Annotated in this window: 18 protein-coding genes; all 18 read right to left on the bottom strand. The window is 69.1% G+C overall.

Annotation, left to right across the window (positions count from 1 at the left end; all coding sequences use genetic code 11):
- Genes EZ313_RS15335 through EZ313_RS15250 form a run of 18 tightly spaced genes read right to left on the bottom strand, consistent with a single transcriptional unit; the run spans position 1 to position 17,136 of the window.
- Complete coding sequence (locus tag EZ313_RS15335; RefSeq protein WP_135264155.1) at positions 1-987, bottom strand: ABC transporter substrate-binding protein; 987 nt, start codon at positions 985-987, stop codon at positions 1-3.
- A 17-nt stretch (positions 988-1,004) separates the two neighbouring features.
- Entirely contained in the window at positions 1,005-2,123 is a 1,119-nt protein-coding gene (locus tag EZ313_RS15330) for a hypothetical protein (protein WP_135264154.1), read from the bottom strand.
- 1 nt (position 2,124) lies between these two features.
- On the bottom strand, positions 2,125-2,886 hold the full coding sequence (locus tag EZ313_RS15325) for an ABC transporter permease (protein WP_135264153.1): 762 nt from the start codon (positions 2,884-2,886) through the stop codon (positions 2,125-2,127).
- Positions 2,883-3,695, bottom strand: a complete 813-nt coding sequence (locus EZ313_RS15320; RefSeq protein ID WP_135264152.1) for an ABC transporter ATP-binding protein — start codon at positions 3,693-3,695, stop codon at positions 2,883-2,885. The genes EZ313_RS15325 and EZ313_RS15320 overlap by 4 nt, the downstream gene beginning before the upstream one ends.
- A gap of 13 nt (positions 3,696-3,708) precedes the next feature.
- On the bottom strand, positions 3,709-5,445 hold the full coding sequence (locus EZ313_RS15315) for an amidohydrolase (RefSeq protein ID WP_135264151.1): 1,737 nt from the start codon (positions 5,443-5,445) through the stop codon (positions 3,709-3,711).
- A gap of 7 nt (positions 5,446-5,452) precedes the next feature.
- The gene (locus tag EZ313_RS15310; protein WP_167772598.1) at positions 5,453-6,589 is read right to left on the bottom strand and encodes an ABC transporter substrate-binding protein; all 1,137 of its coding nucleotides are present in this window, start codon (positions 6,587-6,589) and stop codon (positions 5,453-5,455) included.
- A 25-nt stretch (positions 6,590-6,614) separates the two neighbouring features.
- Positions 6,615-7,457, bottom strand: coding sequence for an N-acyl homoserine lactonase family protein (locus EZ313_RS15305; protein ID WP_135264149.1), 843 nt, complete (start codon positions 7,455-7,457; stop codon positions 6,615-6,617).
- A gap of 14 nt (positions 7,458-7,471) precedes the next feature.
- Positions 7,472-8,170 carry an ABC transporter ATP-binding protein gene (locus tag EZ313_RS15300; protein ID WP_135264148.1) on the bottom strand — a complete coding sequence of 233 codons (699 nt, stop codon included), beginning with the start codon at positions 8,168-8,170 and terminating at the stop codon, positions 7,472-7,474.
- The gene (locus EZ313_RS15295) at positions 8,170-8,937 is read right to left on the bottom strand and encodes an ABC transporter ATP-binding protein (RefSeq protein WP_135264147.1); all 768 of its coding nucleotides are present in this window, start codon (positions 8,935-8,937) and stop codon (positions 8,170-8,172) included. The genes EZ313_RS15300 and EZ313_RS15295 overlap by 1 nt, the downstream gene beginning before the upstream one ends.
- Positions 8,937-9,746, bottom strand: coding sequence for a branched-chain amino acid ABC transporter permease (locus tag EZ313_RS15290; protein ID WP_135264146.1), 810 nt, complete (start codon positions 9,744-9,746; stop codon positions 8,937-8,939). The genes EZ313_RS15295 and EZ313_RS15290 overlap by 1 nt, the downstream gene beginning before the upstream one ends.
- 5 nt (positions 9,747-9,751) lie before the next feature.
- Entirely contained in the window at positions 9,752-10,630 is an 879-nt protein-coding gene (locus tag EZ313_RS15285) for a branched-chain amino acid ABC transporter permease (RefSeq protein WP_135264145.1), read from the bottom strand.
- Between the two features lie 21 nt (positions 10,631-10,651).
- A complete protein-coding gene (dmpG, locus tag EZ313_RS15280) occupies positions 10,652-11,677 on the bottom strand; it encodes a 4-hydroxy-2-oxovalerate aldolase (protein ID WP_135264144.1) in 1,026 nt (341 codons plus the stop codon).
- Complete coding sequence (locus EZ313_RS15275) at positions 11,674-12,639, bottom strand: acetaldehyde dehydrogenase (acetylating) (protein WP_135264143.1); 966 nt, start codon at positions 12,637-12,639, stop codon at positions 11,674-11,676. The genes dmpG and EZ313_RS15275 overlap by 4 nt, the downstream gene beginning before the upstream one ends.
- 1 nt (position 12,640) lies before the next feature.
- On the bottom strand, positions 12,641-13,408 hold the full coding sequence (locus EZ313_RS15270; RefSeq protein WP_135264142.1) for a 2-keto-4-pentenoate hydratase: 768 nt from the start codon (positions 13,406-13,408) through the stop codon (positions 12,641-12,643).
- On the bottom strand, positions 13,405-14,199 hold the full coding sequence (gene mhpD / locus EZ313_RS15265; RefSeq protein WP_135264141.1) for a 2-keto-4-pentenoate hydratase: 795 nt from the start codon (positions 14,197-14,199) through the stop codon (positions 13,405-13,407). The genes EZ313_RS15270 and mhpD overlap by 4 nt, the downstream gene beginning before the upstream one ends.
- Entirely contained in the window at positions 14,196-15,287 is a 1,092-nt protein-coding gene (locus EZ313_RS15260; RefSeq protein ID WP_135264140.1) for a hypothetical protein, read from the bottom strand. The genes mhpD and EZ313_RS15260 overlap by 4 nt, the downstream gene beginning before the upstream one ends.
- A complete protein-coding gene (locus tag EZ313_RS15255) occupies positions 15,287-16,258 on the bottom strand; it encodes a Bug family tripartite tricarboxylate transporter substrate binding protein (RefSeq protein ID WP_135264139.1) in 972 nt (323 codons plus the stop codon). The genes EZ313_RS15260 and EZ313_RS15255 overlap by 1 nt, the downstream gene beginning before the upstream one ends.
- Positions 16,255-17,136 carry a creatininase family protein gene (locus EZ313_RS15250; RefSeq protein ID WP_135264138.1) on the bottom strand — a complete coding sequence of 294 codons (882 nt, stop codon included), beginning with the start codon at positions 17,134-17,136 and terminating at the stop codon, positions 16,255-16,257. The genes EZ313_RS15255 and EZ313_RS15250 overlap by 4 nt, the downstream gene beginning before the upstream one ends.
- Positions 17,137-17,147: the final 11 nt, after the last annotated feature.

Raw genomic sequence — 17,147 nt, 5'->3', positions numbered from 1 at the left:
TCACTGCGGCAGCAGCGCGTTGGTGAACATCGCGTCCACCGGCGTCTTGCGGTCGATCACCTTCAGCTGCAGCAGCGACTCCTGCGCCGCTTCGAGGCGCTTCGGATCGGTGGAGCCCCACTTGTAGTTCTTCGCCGCGTCGCGCCTGGCGCGGTCCTGCGTCTCCTTGGAGAACACGCGCAGGTGCTGCGTGTCCTGCACGGTCTGCGGGCCGTACTTCGCCTGGTATCCGTCGATCTCGGTGTCGTGGGCCGGGTCGCGGCCGTATTCATCGGCGCGCTTGAGCACCCGCAGGTAGGCCTTCACCACTTCCGGCTTGTTCTTCACCAGCGACTCGGGCGCGAGGATCATGTCCTGCGGCATCGGCATGTGGTCGTCCATCGCCAGCAGGTTGACCGGCACGCCCTTCGCCTGCAGGGACAACCCCTGGGTGCGGAACCACACGTAGGCGTCGATCTGCCTTTGCGACAGCAGCGTCGGGCCGCTGATGCCGATCGGCCGCAGCGTCACGTCGGAGTCCTGCAGCCCCGCGGAGCGCAGCAGCGCCTGCACCATGAAATGGGTCGCGCTGGAGAACGCCAGCACGCCGATCGTCTTGCCCTTCAGGTCGGCGGGCTTGGTGATGTTGGCGTCCTTGTGGCTGATCAGGTTCCACAGGCTCTCGGCCGACGCGCTCTGGATGCCGACGATCGGCACGCCGCGCGCCCGCGCCTGGATGATCGTGTAGCCGCCCGCCCAGGCGATGTCGCCGCCGCCCTGGCTGAGCACGGAAACCAGGTTGATCGCGCCCCCCGGGATGGGAAGGAACTCGATCTTCAGGCCCTCCTCCTTGAACCAGCCCTTCTCGACGCCGGTGTAGAGCGCACGGAACGTGGTGCCGTGCGGCTCCGGCATCAGCAGGCGCAGCGTTTCCTCGGCGTGGGCCCCGAACGCGGCGAGCCAGCCGAGCAGCAGGAACAGGAAAGCGAAGAAGTGCTTCTTGAACATGATGGGTCCTCCTGGCTTCAGGCGCCGAGGCCTTCGAGGAAAGCCGTCCACGAACGGTCGCTCTCGGAAAGGTCCATGCCGGACTGCGCCTGCAGCGTGCCCGCCATGGTGATGATCCAGGCCGCGTTCAGCACCGTGCGCGCGGCGGCCGCGCGGTCCTTGCGGACGCCTTCGCGGCTGAGGTCCTGCCGCGACAGCAGCTCCAGGCCCAGCGTGAGCACGCGCCCGGAGAGGTGCATGAACCGCGAGCCGCGCCAGTTGGTGCAGATGCTCACGAAGCGGGCCGCGCCCAGCTCGGAGGGCTGCGTCTTGAAGACGGTCTGCTCGCGCCGCCAGGCGCCGTGCATCTTCTCGGTGAGCCACTTGCCGGCGCGGATCGTGCCCGCGGCGAGGCCGCGCAGCTGGTTCTTCATCACGACCAGCTCGGAGGGCTCGACCTCGCCGGGCCCCTCCATGTAGAGCACGCCGATGTGGCCGATGGCGTGCCGCGAATTCAGGTCCACGCTGCCCACCGGGTGGTACTCGCTCTTCGAGTAGTCGACGTCGGGCCGCTGGTCGGGGCCGGCCGCGCCGAGCCAGACACCCGCCAGGACCTTCAGGACGTTGGCGTCGCGGTACAGCTCCGCGGCGCGCTCGGTCTGGTGGCGCGTGTAGTAGCGCTCATGCTCGCGGTGGTATGCGGCGATGTTGCGCTGCGCCTCGACCGCCACCGCGTCGGGCTCCGCGCTTTCCTTCGAGGGCGGCATCGGCGGGTCGGGCGGCAGCGGGATCACCGGTGCACCGGCGCCGAGCGGCGTCGCGCTGACGACCGGCTTGTTCAGCACGGCCGCGCAGCGGAGCAACTGCATGCGTGCGATCGCGGCGTTCACGCGCGCGGCGGCCTCGTTGCCGCGCGTTTGCCAGTCGCAGGCCGACTCGACCGCGCGGGCGGCGAGGCTCAGCTCGATCGCCGAAACCGCCGTGAGCAGGGCGCGCTCGACGTCGTTCGCATCCCGGCACGCCGCCAGGCTGCGCTCGGCCTCGCCGTCGGCGTTGCGGTGCAGCGCCTGGACGTCGTTCAGCACCGACGTGGGCGGTTGCCCCTCTTCCAGCGCGAGGGCGGCGCGCAGCAGGGCCGAAGTGGTGGATGCGGTCATGTCAGGTTCTCCAGAACAGCACGTGCTTCTCCAGGCGCAGCACGATCACGTAGAGGGTGAGGCCCATCGCCATCAGCAAGACGACGGCGACGAAAAGCAGGCTGGTGTCCATGTTCCCCGCCGCGGTCACGGCGAGGTAGCCGAGCCCCGCCCGCGCGCCGACGAATTCGCCGACGACGGAGCCGATCACCGACAGCACCACGGTGATCCGCAGGCCCGCGAAGATGAAGGGCAGGGCGCTCGGGATCTCCAGGTGGATGAAGGTCTGCCACGGGCTCGCCTTCAGCGACTGGAACAGCCGCCGCTCCGTCGGGTTCACCGACCGCAGGCCCGCCATCACGTTCACCAGCAGCGGGAAGAACGTAATGATCCCGGCGATCAGCACCTTGGGCATCAGCCCGAATCCGAACCACATCAGGAACAGCGGCGCGAGCACCACCATGGGCGTGGTCTGGCTGGCGATGATGTACGGCCGCAGCACTTCCTCGGCGAAGCGGGAGCGCGAGATGAGCGTGCCGACCAGCACCGCCATCGAGGTGCCGAGCAGGAAGCCGAGGCCGGCCTCCTGCGCAGTGGCCGCCAGGTGGGGCAGCACGTCGCCGCTGCGAAGCTGCTGGTAGAGCGAGATCGCCACGTCCTTCGGGTGCGGCAGCACGAATGCGGGGATGTTCGCGAGCTCGATGTAGCCGATCCAGACGGCCAGCAGCAGCACGGCCACCAGCGGCCGGGCGATGCGCAGCGCCGTGCGCGATTCCTTCTTCACGGCGCTGCCTCCTTGTCCGGCACCAGCAGCTCGCGCAGCTCGCGGCAGGCCGCCAGGAAGCGCGGGTCTTCCTGCGTGAGCGGGCCGCGCGGGCGGGGCAGGTCGATGCGCAGGTCGCGCACCACGCGGCCGGGCCGCGCGCTCATCGCGATCACGCGGTCGGACAGGAACACGGCTTCCGAGATGCCGTGCGTGACGAACACCACCGTCTTGCGCGTGCCCTGCCAGATGCGCAGCAGCTCCAGCCCCATGCGCTCGCGCGTCAGCGCATCGAGCGCGCCGAACGGCTCGTCCATCAGCAGCACGGAAGGATCGAGCAGCAGCGCCCGCGCGATGGCCACCCGCTGGCGCATGCCGCCGGAGAGTTCCCCGGGAAGGTTCTTCTCGAAGCCCGCCAGGCCGACGGTCGCGAGCAGCTCCCGCGCCTTGGCCTCGTAGCGGGCCTTGTCGTGCCGGATCTGCGCCGGCAGCAGCACGTTGTCCAACACGCTGCGCCAGGGCAGCAGCACGGCGTCCTGGAACGCGAACCCGATCCGGGGTGAAGGTTCCGTGACGGGTTGCCCGTCGAGCAGCACGCTCCCTGCGGTGGGCTTGAGCAGGCCGCCCACGATCGACAGCAGCGTCGACTTGCCGCATCCGCTGGGCCCGACGATGGAGACGAAGGTGCCGTCGGCGATCGCCAGGTCGACTTCGCTGAGCGCCTGCAGCGAGCCCGATTGCGTCTCGTAGCGCAGCCCGAGGCCGCGCACCTCGATCGCAGGAACCGTCGCCTGGCGTTCGCCGGCGACTGCGCGTTCGGGCTGGTACATGTCGACGGCAGCGCTACCGGCTGAAAAGCCCCGTGTCGTGCACCGGCCTGCCACCCAGCAGCGTGGCCAGCACGCGGGTCTGCGGGATGCGGTCCTCGTCCACGGCCAGGATGTCCTGCGACAGCACGGCGAGGTCGGCGTACTTGCCGGGCTCGATCGAGCCGGTGACCTCGTCCCAGAACGCGGTGCGCGCGCCGTTGAGCGTGTAGGTGCGCAGCGCCTCCTGGCGCGAGATGCGCTGGGCCGGGTCGCCCAGCGCCTGGCCCGACACGGCGTCCTTGCGTGCGATCAGCTGCCAGAAGGCGAACATCGGCTGGAAGGGGTTGCCGTCGGTCGACTGCGCGATCGGCACGCCCGAGTCGAGCCAGCTGCGGAACGGGATCGCCTGCTGCGCGAGCTCCTCGCCGAAGGCCTTGCGGTAGACCGAGCCGTACATCCACAGGAAGTTGGTCGTCGTCGTGGGCAGCACGCCCAGGCGCAGGCAGTCCGCCATGTTGTGCGCGCTCGGGAACTGGCAGTGCTGGATGGTCCAGCGCTTGCCCTGGATCGGGATCTCGCGGTCGACTTCCTCGTAGGTGCGCAGCACCTTGTCGATCGCGCCGCCGCCGGAGCACTGCACCTGCACCCGCAGGCCCGCGGCCGCGCAGCGCCTGACGATGTCGCGGAACGCCTCGTCGTCGGCGAGCTGCACGCCCAGCCAGGGCTTGCCCGCGGCGCCGGTGTAGGGCTCGCGCATCAGGCACGCGCCCATGGCGGCCGCGCTGTCGAACGAGAAGCCGAGCCCGCCGAACTTCAGCAGGTCGTCGCCGAAGCCGTTGCCGCCGGCGTAGCGCGCGGTCTGCTCGATCAGCTCGTTGCCCTTCTCGCGGTCGCGGTAGTAGGGGATCGGGTACGACACGACGAAGTACGTGCGCACCGTGAGCTGCTTGCGGTTCCACAGGTCCATGTAGGCGCGCTGCGGCCCCACCGGGATGCCGTGCCCTTCGTAGATGGTCGTGATGCCCGCTTCGTTGAACGCCTTCGCGCCCGCGGCCACGGCGGCCAGGGTCTCGGCGTCGGTGAGCTCCGGCATCGCGGGGAACAGCGACCCCTGCGCGCGGAACGCGCCGTCGCGCACCGGCAGCCATTTGGGGAAGTTGATGTCGCGGAACACGCCGGTGGGTTCGCCGGACGCATCCACCTCGATCTCCACGCCTTCCTTGACCGGGCTGTCCTTGCGGATGCCGCACAGCCGGATGGCCGCGCTGTTGGCGAACGCGTGGCCCGGCGCCACCAGCGACGGCGGCTCGATGTACACCGGGTTGTCGGGCGACACCTTGTCGAGGTCGTGGCGGTTGGGCCAGCGGCCCTCGGCCAGTGCCGCCGGGTAGCCGAACACCTCCGGCTCGCTGGCGACCGGGTTGCAGATGATCCACTCGCCCGGCTTGCGCCGCGCGACTTCCTTGCGGATCACCTCCTGGATGTCGGCGATGGACTTCGGGTTGTTGAACGCGGGCTTGGTCAGGCGCAGGCCCACGCTGTCCATGTGCGGGTGCGCATCGACGAAGCCCGGCACGACGGTGCGGCCGCCGAGGTCGACGCGGCGCGTGGACGGCCCGCAGCGCTGCTCGACGTCCGCGAGGCGACCGACGGCCAGGATGCGGCCGCCGGCGATGGCGATCGCTTCGGCCACCGTGTCCTTGGGATCGACGGTGTGGACCGTCGCGTTGTGCAGGAGCAGGTCGGAGACCTGCGCGGTGACTGCCGCCATGGCCGCCTCAGCGCAGGTAGGACCACTTCCCGCCGCGCGCCTGCAGCACGGTGGGCTGCAGCACGGCGTCGCCGTTCTCGTTGAAGCGGATCGGGCCCGCCACGCCGTTGAACTTGATCTTCTCCAGGCAGCCCCGGATCTTCTCGCGGTCGCCGGCCAGGTCGGCCTCCTTGTTGGTCACGCCGGTGGTCTCGATGCAGTTCTTCAGCATGAACACCGTGTCGTACATCAGCGCGTCGGTGTTGTTGGGCGCCACGTTCGCGCGCTTCTTGTACTCGTTGACCCAGCTCGCGATGCGCGGCTCGGGGTTGTCCGGCCAGAACGGCATCACGACCATCGTGCCTTCCGAGGCGGGGCCGGCGATGTCCAGGAACTTCGGCTCGGACATGCCGAGCGCGCCCACCACCGGCTGCTTCAGGCCCTGCTTGCGGATCTCGCGCACGATGTTGCCGCCCTCGTTGTAGAGGCCGGCCACCACGATGCCGTCGGGATTGAGCTGCTTGGTCCGCGTGACCTGCGCGGCGTAATCGATGTCGGCGGTCTGGAACGAGATGTTGTCCAGCACCTTGATGCCCTTGGCCTGCAGGATCGCCGGGAACACCGTCTGGCCGTCGACCTTGGTGAACGCGTCCTTCACGTCGGTGAGGATCACGACCGACTTCACGTTCGGGTTCTGCTTGAGCCAGGAGTCGATCAGCAGGCCGTTCATCTGGTCCGACGCCAGCGCATTGCGGAAGGCCCAAGGCCGGTTCTTGGTGGCGATGCCCGGCTTGGCGGCGGAGGCGGTGATGATCGGCGTCTTGCCCTGCACGCCCACCGGGAAGGCCACCTCGGTCTCGGCGCTGAAGAACGGGCCGATGATGGCGAGCACCTTGTCGTTGTGGATCAGCTTGCGCGTGAGGCTGATCGCCTCGGCGTTCTCGCCGCGCGTGTCGTACACGATGAACTGGACCTTCTCGCCCTTGATGCCGCCCTTTTCCAGCTCCTGCTGCGCCATCTTCATGGCCACTTCCTGGTGCTGGCCGTAGGAAGCGCCCTTGCCGGAAAGGGGCATCAGCACGCCGATCCTGATGTCGGCGAGGGCGCTGCCCGCGAGCAGCGCGCCGGCGGCGAGCGCCGCCACGGTTCGGGTCGTGATCTTCATGGTTTGTCTCCTTCGGTGGTGGATGTCAGAGCAGAGACGCATGGCCTTCGGCCAGCGCTGCCTCGATGAACGTGACGCCTTCACGTTCGCCGCTCGGGTATCGCGTGAACAGCTCGATGTCGTGGCCGGGAACCAGGCGCTTGAGATCGTCGCCCGCCACCGCCTTCATCTTCTTGAACTCGCGGATCATGTTGAACGCGTTGCCTTGCGTATACCCGGGCGGCCACATGCGCTCCAGGTTCTGGAACGTGTAGCAGCAGTCGCCGGCCAGCACGAACGGCCCCTGGCGCGTGCGGATCTCCAGCCACTGGCTGCCGAAGGTGTGCGAGTCGCGCGCCAGGCGGCAGGTCACGCCGTCCGCCACTTCGTAGTCGCCGTCCAGGAACTCCACGCGGCCCTGCGCCATCGCGCGCTCCAGCGCGTCGAAGTCCGGCACGTTCAGCGACGAGAAGGCCCAGTGGTCCTTGGACTGCGGCGTGCCGCCGAACTCGGCGATCACTTCCTTCCACGCGTCGTACTCGTAGCGCTGCAGGTAGATGCGCGCGTTCGGGAAAGCGTCCAGGTTCCCCGCGTGGTCGAAGTGCATGTGCGTGAGGACCAGCTTGTGGATGTCCTTCGGGTCGCAGCCGAAGCGCCGCAGGATCTCGTCGCTGCGCACGAATCCGTCGAACTTGCGGCCGGTCATCGACTCGCCGGTGGCGAAGCCGGTGTCCACCAGCACCAGCTCGCCGGTGGTCGACTTCAGCAGCGAGACGATCATCGGCACCGGCTGCGTGCCCTTGTTGCTGTTGATCGGCGAGCCGCTCAGGAAGTCCACGGGCAGGCGCCCGGTGGCGTAGCGGAAGCTCCAGAGGCTCCATTCGTTCATGGCGTTCTCCTTCTTCACACGCCCAGGTACGCCTGGCGCACCCGGGGATCGTCGGCCAGGTGCGCGCCCTCGAGCACGATCCGGCCGGTTTCCATCACGTAGCCACGGTGTGAGATCTTCAGCGCCTGGTGCGCGTTCTGTTCCACCAGCAGGATCGTGCTGCCCTGCTGGTTGAGCTCGTGGATGAGGCGGAAGATGTCGGCCACGACCAGCGGCGCGAGGCCGAGCGAGGGCTCGTCCAGCATCAGCAGCGAGGGCCTGGCCAGCAGAGCCCGCGCGATCACCAGCATCTGCTGCTCGCCGCCCGACAGCGTGCCGGCCGGCTGCTTGAGCCGCGGGCGCAGGACGGGAAAGCGCTCCAGCATGCGCTCCAGGTCGGCCTGGATGGCTTCGCGGTCCTTGCGCATGTAGCCGCCCAGCACCAGGTTCTCCTGCACCGTCATGTGCTTGAACGTGGAGCGGCCTTCCAGCACCAGCGCGATGCCGCGGCGGGCGACTTCCGGGCCCGGCAGGTTCTGCACCGCCTCGCCCTTGAACATGACGGTGCCGGCCTGCATGCGGGTGAGGCCGGCGATGGCGCGCAGCAGCGAGCTCTTGCCCGCGCCGTTCAGGCCGATCAGCGAGACCACCTCGCCTGCGCGCACTTCGAGGTCGGCGCCCTGCACGGCGCGCACCTTGCCGTAGCTGATCTCGGCGCCCTTGACCTGCAGCATCAGTGCGCTCCCTCGGGCGTGCCCAGGTACGCCTCGACCACCTGCGGGTCGTCGCGCACTTCGGCCGCCGTGCCTTCGGCGATCTTGCGGCCGTAGTTCAGCACCGTGATGCGGTCGGAGATGCTCATCACCAGGCTCATGTGGTGTTCGGTGAGCAGCACCGTCACGCCGCTGTCGCGGATGCGCTGGATCAGCTGCGCGGCTTCCTTCACCTCGACCGGGTTCATGCCGGCGACCGGTTCGTCCAGCAGCAGCATGCGCGGCTCGGTGGCGAGCGCGCGGGCGATCTCCAGGCGGCGCTGGTCGGCCAGGGCCAGGTCCGCGGCAATGGCATCGGCCTGCTTTGCCAGACCCACCATGTCCAGCAGCTGCATCGCGCGTTCGCGAGTGGCCGCTTCCTGCTTCCCCTCGCGGCCGGGGATGCGCAGGAACATCGGCAGCAGGTCGCTGGACGTACGGATGTAGCGGCCGGTCTGCACGTTCTCCAGCACGGTCATGGCGCCGAACAGGCGCACGCCCTGAAAGGTGCGCACCAGGCCCATGCGGGCGATGCGGTCGGGCCGCCGCCCGGTGAGCTCCTGGCCTTCGAGGGAGACGCTGCCCGCGCTGGGCGGAAGCACGCCGCTCACCAGGTTGAACAGCGTGGTCTTGCCCGCGCCGTTGGGGCCGATCACCGCGTGGATCGTGCCTTGCCGAACGGTGGTGCTGACCTCGCTCACGGCCTGGTAGCCGCCGAAGGTCTTGGAGATGGAGCGAATCTCGAGCATCAGCGCCGCGCCCCCACCAGGCCCCAGGGCCGCAGGATCATCATCACGATCAGCAGCGTGCCGAAGAACGTCATGCGCCAGTCCTGCAGGAAGCGCAGCACCTCGGGCAGCAGCGTCACCGTGACGGCGCCGAGCGTGGCGCCGATGAAATTGCCCATGCCGCCCAGCAGCACCATGATGAAGATCTCGGCGGACCGATGGAAGCCGAACTGCGCCGGGTCGATGAACGACGCGTAGTGCGCGTAGAAGCCGCCCGCCAGGCCGGCGAGCGCGCCGCCGATGGCGAACACCGCGATCTTCACGCGCGTCAGGTTGATGCCGATGATCTCGGCGGCCAGTTCGTCCTCTCGGACCGCCGCGATCGCGCGGCCCATGCGCGAGCGGCGCAGCTGCCAGAAGCCCGCCAGCAGCACGGCGACCACGGCAATGAGCCAGGGCAGGGTGGTGTGGCCGGGGATGCCGCCCAGGCCCGACGCCGCGCCGGTGCGCTCGAAGTTCAGGAAGAACACGCGCACGATCTCGCCGAACCCCATGGTCAGGATGATCAGGTACACGCCCTTGATGCGAAGCGCCGGGAAGCCCACGATCACTCCGACCAGGAAGGCCGCCAGGCCGCCCGCAACCAGCGCCGCGAGGAAGGGCCAGGCGAAGGTGACGGTCAGGTACGAGGAGGTGTACGCGCCGATCGCCATGAAGCCGCCCTGGCCGAGCGACAGCAACCCCGCGGAAACCGGGAGGTAGAGGCTCAACGCCAGCACGACGTTGATCAGCATGAAGATGAGCACCGATTCCGTGTACTGGTCGAACATCGCGCTCAACCCTCCACGTGGTGCAGCGAGCCGAAGATGCCGCGCGGGCGCAGCAGCAGCACGGCGATCATGATGATGAAGGCGAAGGCGTCGCGGTACGACGAGGCGAGGTAGGCCACGCTCAGCACCTCCGCCATGCCGATGATCAGGCCGCCCAGCATCGCGCCGTAGATGTTGCCCAGGCCGCCGAGCAGCATCGCCGCCAGGCCCTTGATGCCCATGTCGATGCCCATGAAGGGCGAGATTGCGTTGAACGACAGGCCCACCAGCACGCCCGCCGCGCCGCCGAGCGCGGAGGCGATGACGAAAGTGAGCAGCACGATGCGCTCGGAGCGGATGCCCAGCGTGTGCGCGATCGACGCGCTCTCCGCCGTGGCGCGCATCGCCATGCCCAGCCGCGTGCGCGTGACGAAAAGATGGAGCGCCACCATCAGCACGATGGAGACGCCCAGGATCAGCAGCTGCACGGACGAGACCGTGATGGTGCCGACATGCCAGGAGGTCGCTTCCATGCGGTGCGGGAAGCCCACCTGCTCGGCGCCGAAGGTGCGCGCCACCACTTCCTGCAGCACGATGCCCACGCCGATGGTGCTGATCATCGGGGCGAGCGAGTGGCCCTTGCGCCGGCGGATCGGGCGGATCGCCAGCAGCTCCACCAGCGCGCCGGCGGCAGCGGCGGCGGCCAGCCCGAAGACGATCGCCATGAAGACGTCGCCGCCGGCGAACCGCACCGCCATCAGGCCGGCGAAGGCGCCCACCATGAACACCTCGCCGTGGGCGAGGTGCACGAGGTGGAGCACGCCGAAGATCAGCGTGTAGCCGATGGCGATCAGCGCATACGTGCTTCCGAGCATCACGCCGTTGAGGACCTGTTGTTCGAGCATCGGAAGCGCGGCGGGTGGGCTTCAGGCCGTGTTGCGGGACTTCAGCAGGTCCAGGGCCACGTCGACGATCATGTCTTCCTGGCCGCCCACCATCTTGCGGCGGCCGAGTTCCACCAGGATGTCGACCGTCTTCAGGTCGTAGCGCTTGGCCGCCACCTCGGCGTGGCGCAGGAAGCTGGAGTACACGCCGGCGTAGCCGAGGGCGAGCGTCTCGCGGTCGACGCGCACCGGGCGGTCCTGCAGCGGGCGCACCAGGTCGTCCGCCGCGTCCATCAGCTTGTACACGTCGCAGCCGTGCTTCCAGCCCATCTTGTCCACCGTCGCGATGAACACTTCGAGCGGCGCATTGCCCGCGCCCGCGCCCATGCCGGCCAGGCTGGCGTCGACGCGGTCGCAGCCTTCCTCCACCGCGATGATCGAGTTGGCGACGCCCAGGGACAGGTTGTGGTGGGCGTGGATGCCGGTCTCGGTCTCGGGCTTGAGCACCTCCTTGAAGGCGCGGAAGCGGTCGCGGATGTCGCGCATGTTCTGCGCGCCGCCGGAGTCCACCACGTAGATGCAGGTGGCGCCGTAGCTTTCCATCAGCTTGGCCTGTTTCGCCAGTTCGTGCGGCGGCGTCATGTGGCTCATCATCAGGAAGCCCACGGTGTCCATGCCGAGCTCGCGCGCGTACTCGATGTGCTGTTTGGAGACGTCCGCTTCGGTGCAGTGCGTCGCGACACGCACGATGCGCGCGCCGGCGTCGTAGGCGTTGCGCAGGTCGTGGATGGTGCCGATGCCGGGCAGCAGCAGCGTGGCGATCTTCGCCTTCTTCACCGTCTCGGCGGCCGCGGCGATCCATTCGACGTCGGTGTGCGCGCCGAAACCGTAGTTGAAGCTGGAGCCTTCCAGGCCGTCGCCGTGGGCCACTTCGATGCTGTCCACGCCGGCCTCGTCGAGCGCGGCCGTGATGGCACGGACGTTGGCCACGGAGTACTGGTGGCGGATCGCGTGGCTGCCGTCGCGCAGCGTCACGTCCGAGATGTAGAGCTTCTTGTCGGGATTCATGATGCGTTCCTCGCCGGGCGGGTGGCGTTCTGTTCGATGCGGCGGCGGGCGATGCGGTCGCCGCAGGCGAGCGCCGCCGAGGTCATGATGTCCAGGTTGCCCGCGTAGGCGGGCAGGTAGTGCGCAGCGCCCTCGACCTCCAGGAAGATCGAAACCTTCAGGCCGTGGCGCGGCCCGATCTTCGGCACGTTGAGGGGCGCGCTTTGCGGCACCTCGTCGAACTGCACCTTCTGCTTGAGACGGTAGCCCGGCACGTAGCCCTGCACCGATGCCACCATGTCCTGGATGCTCTTCTCGATGGCGGCCTTGTCGGCGGGCTCGCAGAGCACGAACACGGTGTCGCGCATGATCAGCGGCGGCTCGGCCGGGTTCAGGACGATCACCGCCTTGCCGCGCTCGGCGCCGCCGAGCTTCTCGATGGCCAGGCGCGTCGTCTCGGTGAACTCGTCGATGTTGGCGCGCGTGCCGGGGCCGGCCGACTTGCTGGCGATCGACGCCACGATCTCGCCGTAGTGCACCTTGGCCACGCGGGAGACGGCGGCCACCATCGGGATGGTCGCCTGCCCGCCGCAGGTCACCATGTTGATGTTGGGCGCGTCCACTTCCTCCAGGTTGATGGACGGGATCACGTAGGGGCCGATCGCCGCCGGCGTGAGGTCGATCACCTGCACGCCGTGCTTGCGCAGGATCTCGTCGTGCTTCTTGTGCGCGCCGGCCGACGTCGCGTCGAAGGCGACGTCGATCTCCTTGAACACCGGCAGCTTCAGCAGCCCGTCGATGCCTTCGGCCGTCGTCGCCACGCCCAGGCGCTTGGCGCGGGCGAGGCCGTCGGATTCGGGGTCCACGCCCACCATCGCACCCATCTCCAGGTGCTTGGCATTGCGCATTACCTTGATCATCAGGTCGGTGCCGATGTTGCCCGAGCCGATGATCGCCACCTTCAGTTTCCTGTCTTGCGTCATCTCATTCCCCCACGTGGAAGCCGGCGCTGCCGAGGCGTTCCATTTCGATCGACACGTACTGGCCGGGTTTGATCCACTCGGCGGCGGTCGCGCCGCCGGCCATCACGACCCAGCCCGCCTGCAGCGGCTCGCCGGCCGCGGCCGAGAGGCGCGCGGCCGCCACGAGCGAGCGCAGCGGATGGTTCAGGATGGCGGCGGTCGAGCCGACCTGCACCACACGCCCGTCGATCGAGAGCGTGAGGCCCAGGTTCGAGAAGTCCTGCTGCGGGTTGCACCAGGGCCCGATCACGAAGCCGCTCGACGACGCGTTGTCCGCGATCACGTCGGGCAGGCTGAACTTGAACTCGCGGTAGCGCGAGTCGATGATCTCGATCGCCGGCGCGATGGCCTCGACGGCGGCGAGCGCCTCGACGGCCGTCACGTCGCCGGCCAGCGGCTTCTTGAGCACGAAGGCGATCTCGGGTTCGGCGCGCGGGTGGACGTACTTCGCGAAGGATGTTTTTGCGCCTTCTTCCACCTGCATCCCGCTGGTGAGCCGGCCCCAGATCACGTCGTTCAGGCCCATCTGCACCATCTTGCTTCGGCTGGTGAAGCCCATCTTCACGCCGACGCGCTTCTCGCCGCGCTCCAGGCGGCGCTGGATCGAGGCGGACTGGATGGCGTAGGCGTCGGGCAGCGGGATCTCGCCCTTCGGGTCGATCTGGTCCACGCCCTTGGCATTGCGCGCCGCATCGTCCAGCAGCGCGGCAAGTTCCTTGATGTTGCTCATTTCTGGGCTCCTTCGAACACCGCCTTCACGGTGCCGAGTCCATTGATGCGGGTTTCGAAGATGTCGCCGGGCTTGACGGGCGCCATCGGGCCGAGCGCGCCGGACAGCACCAGGTCGCCGGCGCGCATGGGCGAACCCACGCGGGCCATGGTGCGGGCCAGCCAGAGCACGGCGTTGAGCGGGTTGCCCAGGCAGGCGGCGCCCGCGCCCACCGAGACCGGCTCGCCGCGCAGCGTCATCGCCATGCCGCACATGCGCAGGTCGAACTCCGAGAGCTTGCGGGGCGTGCTGCCCAGCACGTAGGCGGCCGACGACGCGTTGTCGGCGACGGTGTCGACGAACTTGATGTTCCACTTGTCGATACGGCTGCCCACGATCTCCATCGCCGGCAGGGCGTAGTCGATCGATCGCATCACGTCCACCAGCGTGGGCTCGGCGGCGTCGATGTCGCGGCCGATGACGAAGGCGATCTCGGCTTCGATCTTGGGCTGCTGAAGCACCCTCACCGGCACCGGCTCGCCGTCGCCGTAGCCCATGTCGTCGAACAGGATGCCGAAGTCGGGCTGGTCCACGCCCAGCTGCGCCTGCACGGCCTTGGCGGTCAGGCCGATCTTGCGGCCGACGATGCGGCGGCCTTCGGCCAGGCGCTTGTCGGTATTGATCTTCTGGATGGCATAGGCGGCGGCGCCGTCGATGCCGGCATAGGTCTCGCGCAGCGGCGGGATCCACTGGCCGGTGCGCGCCGCCTCCCGCAGCGAGGCCGCCGCTTCCTGGAGTTGGGGGTCGTTCATGTTCGGATCTCTCTCGGGTGGGATGTCTGTTCGAGGTGGCGGATGCACTCCGTCCAGTTCGGGTCGTTGTCGGCCAGGTCCGCCGCGGTGCGGGTGACCAGCTGTGCGGCCGCGGCCAGGATCGCGGCGGCTTCGTGCAGGCGCGTGGCGTGCGCCGCGCGGTCTTCGCGCAGGCGCCGGGGCTCGAAAGGGATGCCTTCGAGCACGCGCAGCGCCATCTCCAGCACGCGCGCGGCGAGTTGCCGCTCGCGCGAGCCGCGCCAGTTGACGACGATGGTGTTGTAGCGCTGGTGCGCGACGGCGATCAGCGCCGGCTCGTACATCGCGCGCTCGCGGTCCCAGGCCGCTTCCATCTTGGCGGCCAGCCACTCGCCGGCTCGGCGCCACGCAGCCGCCAGTGCCGTGAGCTTTGCCTTCAGCACCTTGATCTCGATCGGCTCGGCCTCGCCTTCCATGAACAGCACGCCGATCATCGAGATCGCGTTCAGCTCGTTCAGGTCGGTGCAGCCGGCCGGGGCGTACACCGGGTCGGAGAAGTCGATCGCGGGGTCCAGCTGCGCCGGTGGGTTGCGGCGCCAGGCCTCGGCCACCACCTTCAGCTTGTTGGCCTCGCGCTGCAGGTCGGCCGCCACGGCCACCCGGTCCTGGGCGTAGAAGCGCTCGTGCTCGCGGTGGTGGCGGCAGATGTTGGTGAGCAGGTCGATGCGCGGGGCGGCTGTGGACGGCGCTGCGGCAGCGTGCGGCTCGGGCGCCGGCGTGCCCACGTCCCACTTCCGTTCGCCGTGCCCGTAGGCGACCAGGCGCCCGACGGAGGCGAGGGCGTCCAGCAGGTTGCTCTGCGCCACGGTTCGGTTGATCTGCTCGGCGCGCGGGTTGTTCGCGTACTGCGCGGCGGTCGTGAGGGCCTTGCGCGCGATCCCCAGGCGCATCGCGATCTGCGCCGACGCGATCGCGAGCTGCGCCGAGGCCGCGTCGTCGCCCTCCAAGGCTTCGTCGCTCGCCTTCGCGAAAGCCGCTTCCAGCGCGGCCATGGCGGCCGGCTCCAGGCCGGGCTGGGACAGCTGCGCGATGACCTCGCGGGTCTTCATCAGTCCGCCTTGAATCCGGCCGCCTTGATCACCGGCTGCCAGAAGCGGCTGTCGGATTCGATCGTGGCCTTCAGTTCCGCGGGCGTGCTGCCGGCGACTTCGAGGCCGAAGTTCTCCAGCTGCTTGCGCGCGGCGGGGTCCTGCAGCGCCTCGTTCAGCGCACGGCTGAGCTTCTGCACCACGTCCGGCGGCGTGCCGCCGGTGGTGAACGCGCCGTACCAGCCCGAGGGATAGTCGAGACCCTTCACGCCGAGTTCATCGAACGTGGGCACATCCGGCGCGAGCGGCGTGCGCTTCGCGCCGGTCACGGCCAGCAGGCGGATCTTGCCGCCGCGGTACAGCTCCAGCTTGCTGCCGATCGAGTCGATGCCGGCGCCGATGTGGCCGCCCATCTCGTCGGCCAGCACCGCCGCGCCGCCCTTGTAGGGCACCGGCGTGACTTCGGCGCCGAGGGCCTTGCCCATCTCCAGCACGGCGAAATGCGCGCTGGTGCCGGCGCCGGGCATGCCGACCGAGCCTCGCCCCGGCGCCGCCTTCACCCAGCGGCGGTAGTCGTCGAAGTTGCGGTACGGCTGGTTCGCACCGGCGCTCAGCGCCAGCGGGAATCTCACCAGCTGCGTGACCGGCACGAAATCCTTCTGCGGGTCGTACGGCAGCTTCGAGAAGGTGAACGGGTAGATCGTGAACGCGGGCGAGAAGTTGATCAGGACCGTGCGGCCGTCGGGCGCCGCCTTCTTCACCGTGTCCATGGCGAGGAAGGTGTTCGCGCCGGGCCGGTTCTCGACCAGGACCGTCGTGTTGAGCGACGTGCGCAGCTTCTCGGCGAGCGTGCGCGCCAGGCTGTCCACCGCGCCGCCCGGCGGGAAGCCGATCACGATCCTCACCGGGGCTGCGTCCTGCGCGTGCGCCGGCAGGGCGGCCGGCAGCAGTGCGGCGGCCGCAAGACCGAAGGCGAACGTCTTGCGCTTCATTGCTTGTCCCGGATCCGGGCCACGATGGCGTCCGCGGCCGTGGCAGCCGCCGACTGCAGCGTGCGTTCGCCTTCCTCGGCGCTGGCCGCGGCGGGATCGCCGAAGTAGCCCAGCGGCGTCGTTCTGCGCGCGTGCTCGAACCCCTTACGCCACACCGCCAGGTCGTCGGGACCGAGGTCGGTGGACTTGAGCGTCCTGCGCACGTCGTCGCGCACCAGGCTCGCGCAGCTCGCGAGCATCATGGACGACTCCCAGCGTCCGGCGTGAACGTCCACGTAGCGCGGCGGCGCCTCGCCGTCACCGGGGGAAGACGGCGAAGACGTGTTCACCTGGAAGAACTTCAGTCCCTCGGCCTGCGCGCCGGCCGGCAGCGTGATCTGCGCATCGTCCAGCGGGATGCCCAGGCGCTGCGCGAGCGCCGCATCCATCACGAAGCTGATGTCCATGCCCGTGCGCTCCACGCCGAGCTTCACGCCTTCGTGGATGGTGCGGTTGTGCAGCGCGTCGCCGTGCCCCGAGAAACAGAACACGCGCTGGAAGCCGTCCCCCTTGAGGCTGGCGAACACGTCCGCCATCAGCTCCCGGATGATCTCCGGGCGCACCTTGTAGGACGCGGGGAACGCGCCGGAGACGACGTTCACGCCCCAGTAGTAAGGCGGCACGATCAGCGCCTTCACGCCGCGCTGCGCCAGCTCGCGCTTGACCTCGCGCAGGCGCGCCTGCGGGATGTAGACGTCGGTGCCGGTGGGCAGGTGCGGGCCGTGCTGCTCGATCACGCCGAAGGCCCACAGCAGGACGGCCCCGTCCTTGGCCGCCTGGTCCACTTCGTACCAGGTCATCTCGGCAATCGTGTCGGCGAAGATGTCGGTCTGGGTCATGGCCGTCCTCC

It is taken from the genome of Ramlibacter henchirensis (assembly GCF_004682015.1).
GTDB classification, from domain to species: domain Bacteria; phylum Pseudomonadota; class Gammaproteobacteria; order Burkholderiales; family Burkholderiaceae_C; genus Ramlibacter; species Ramlibacter henchirensis.
This window is presented reverse-complemented; position numbering and strand designations above follow the sequence as displayed.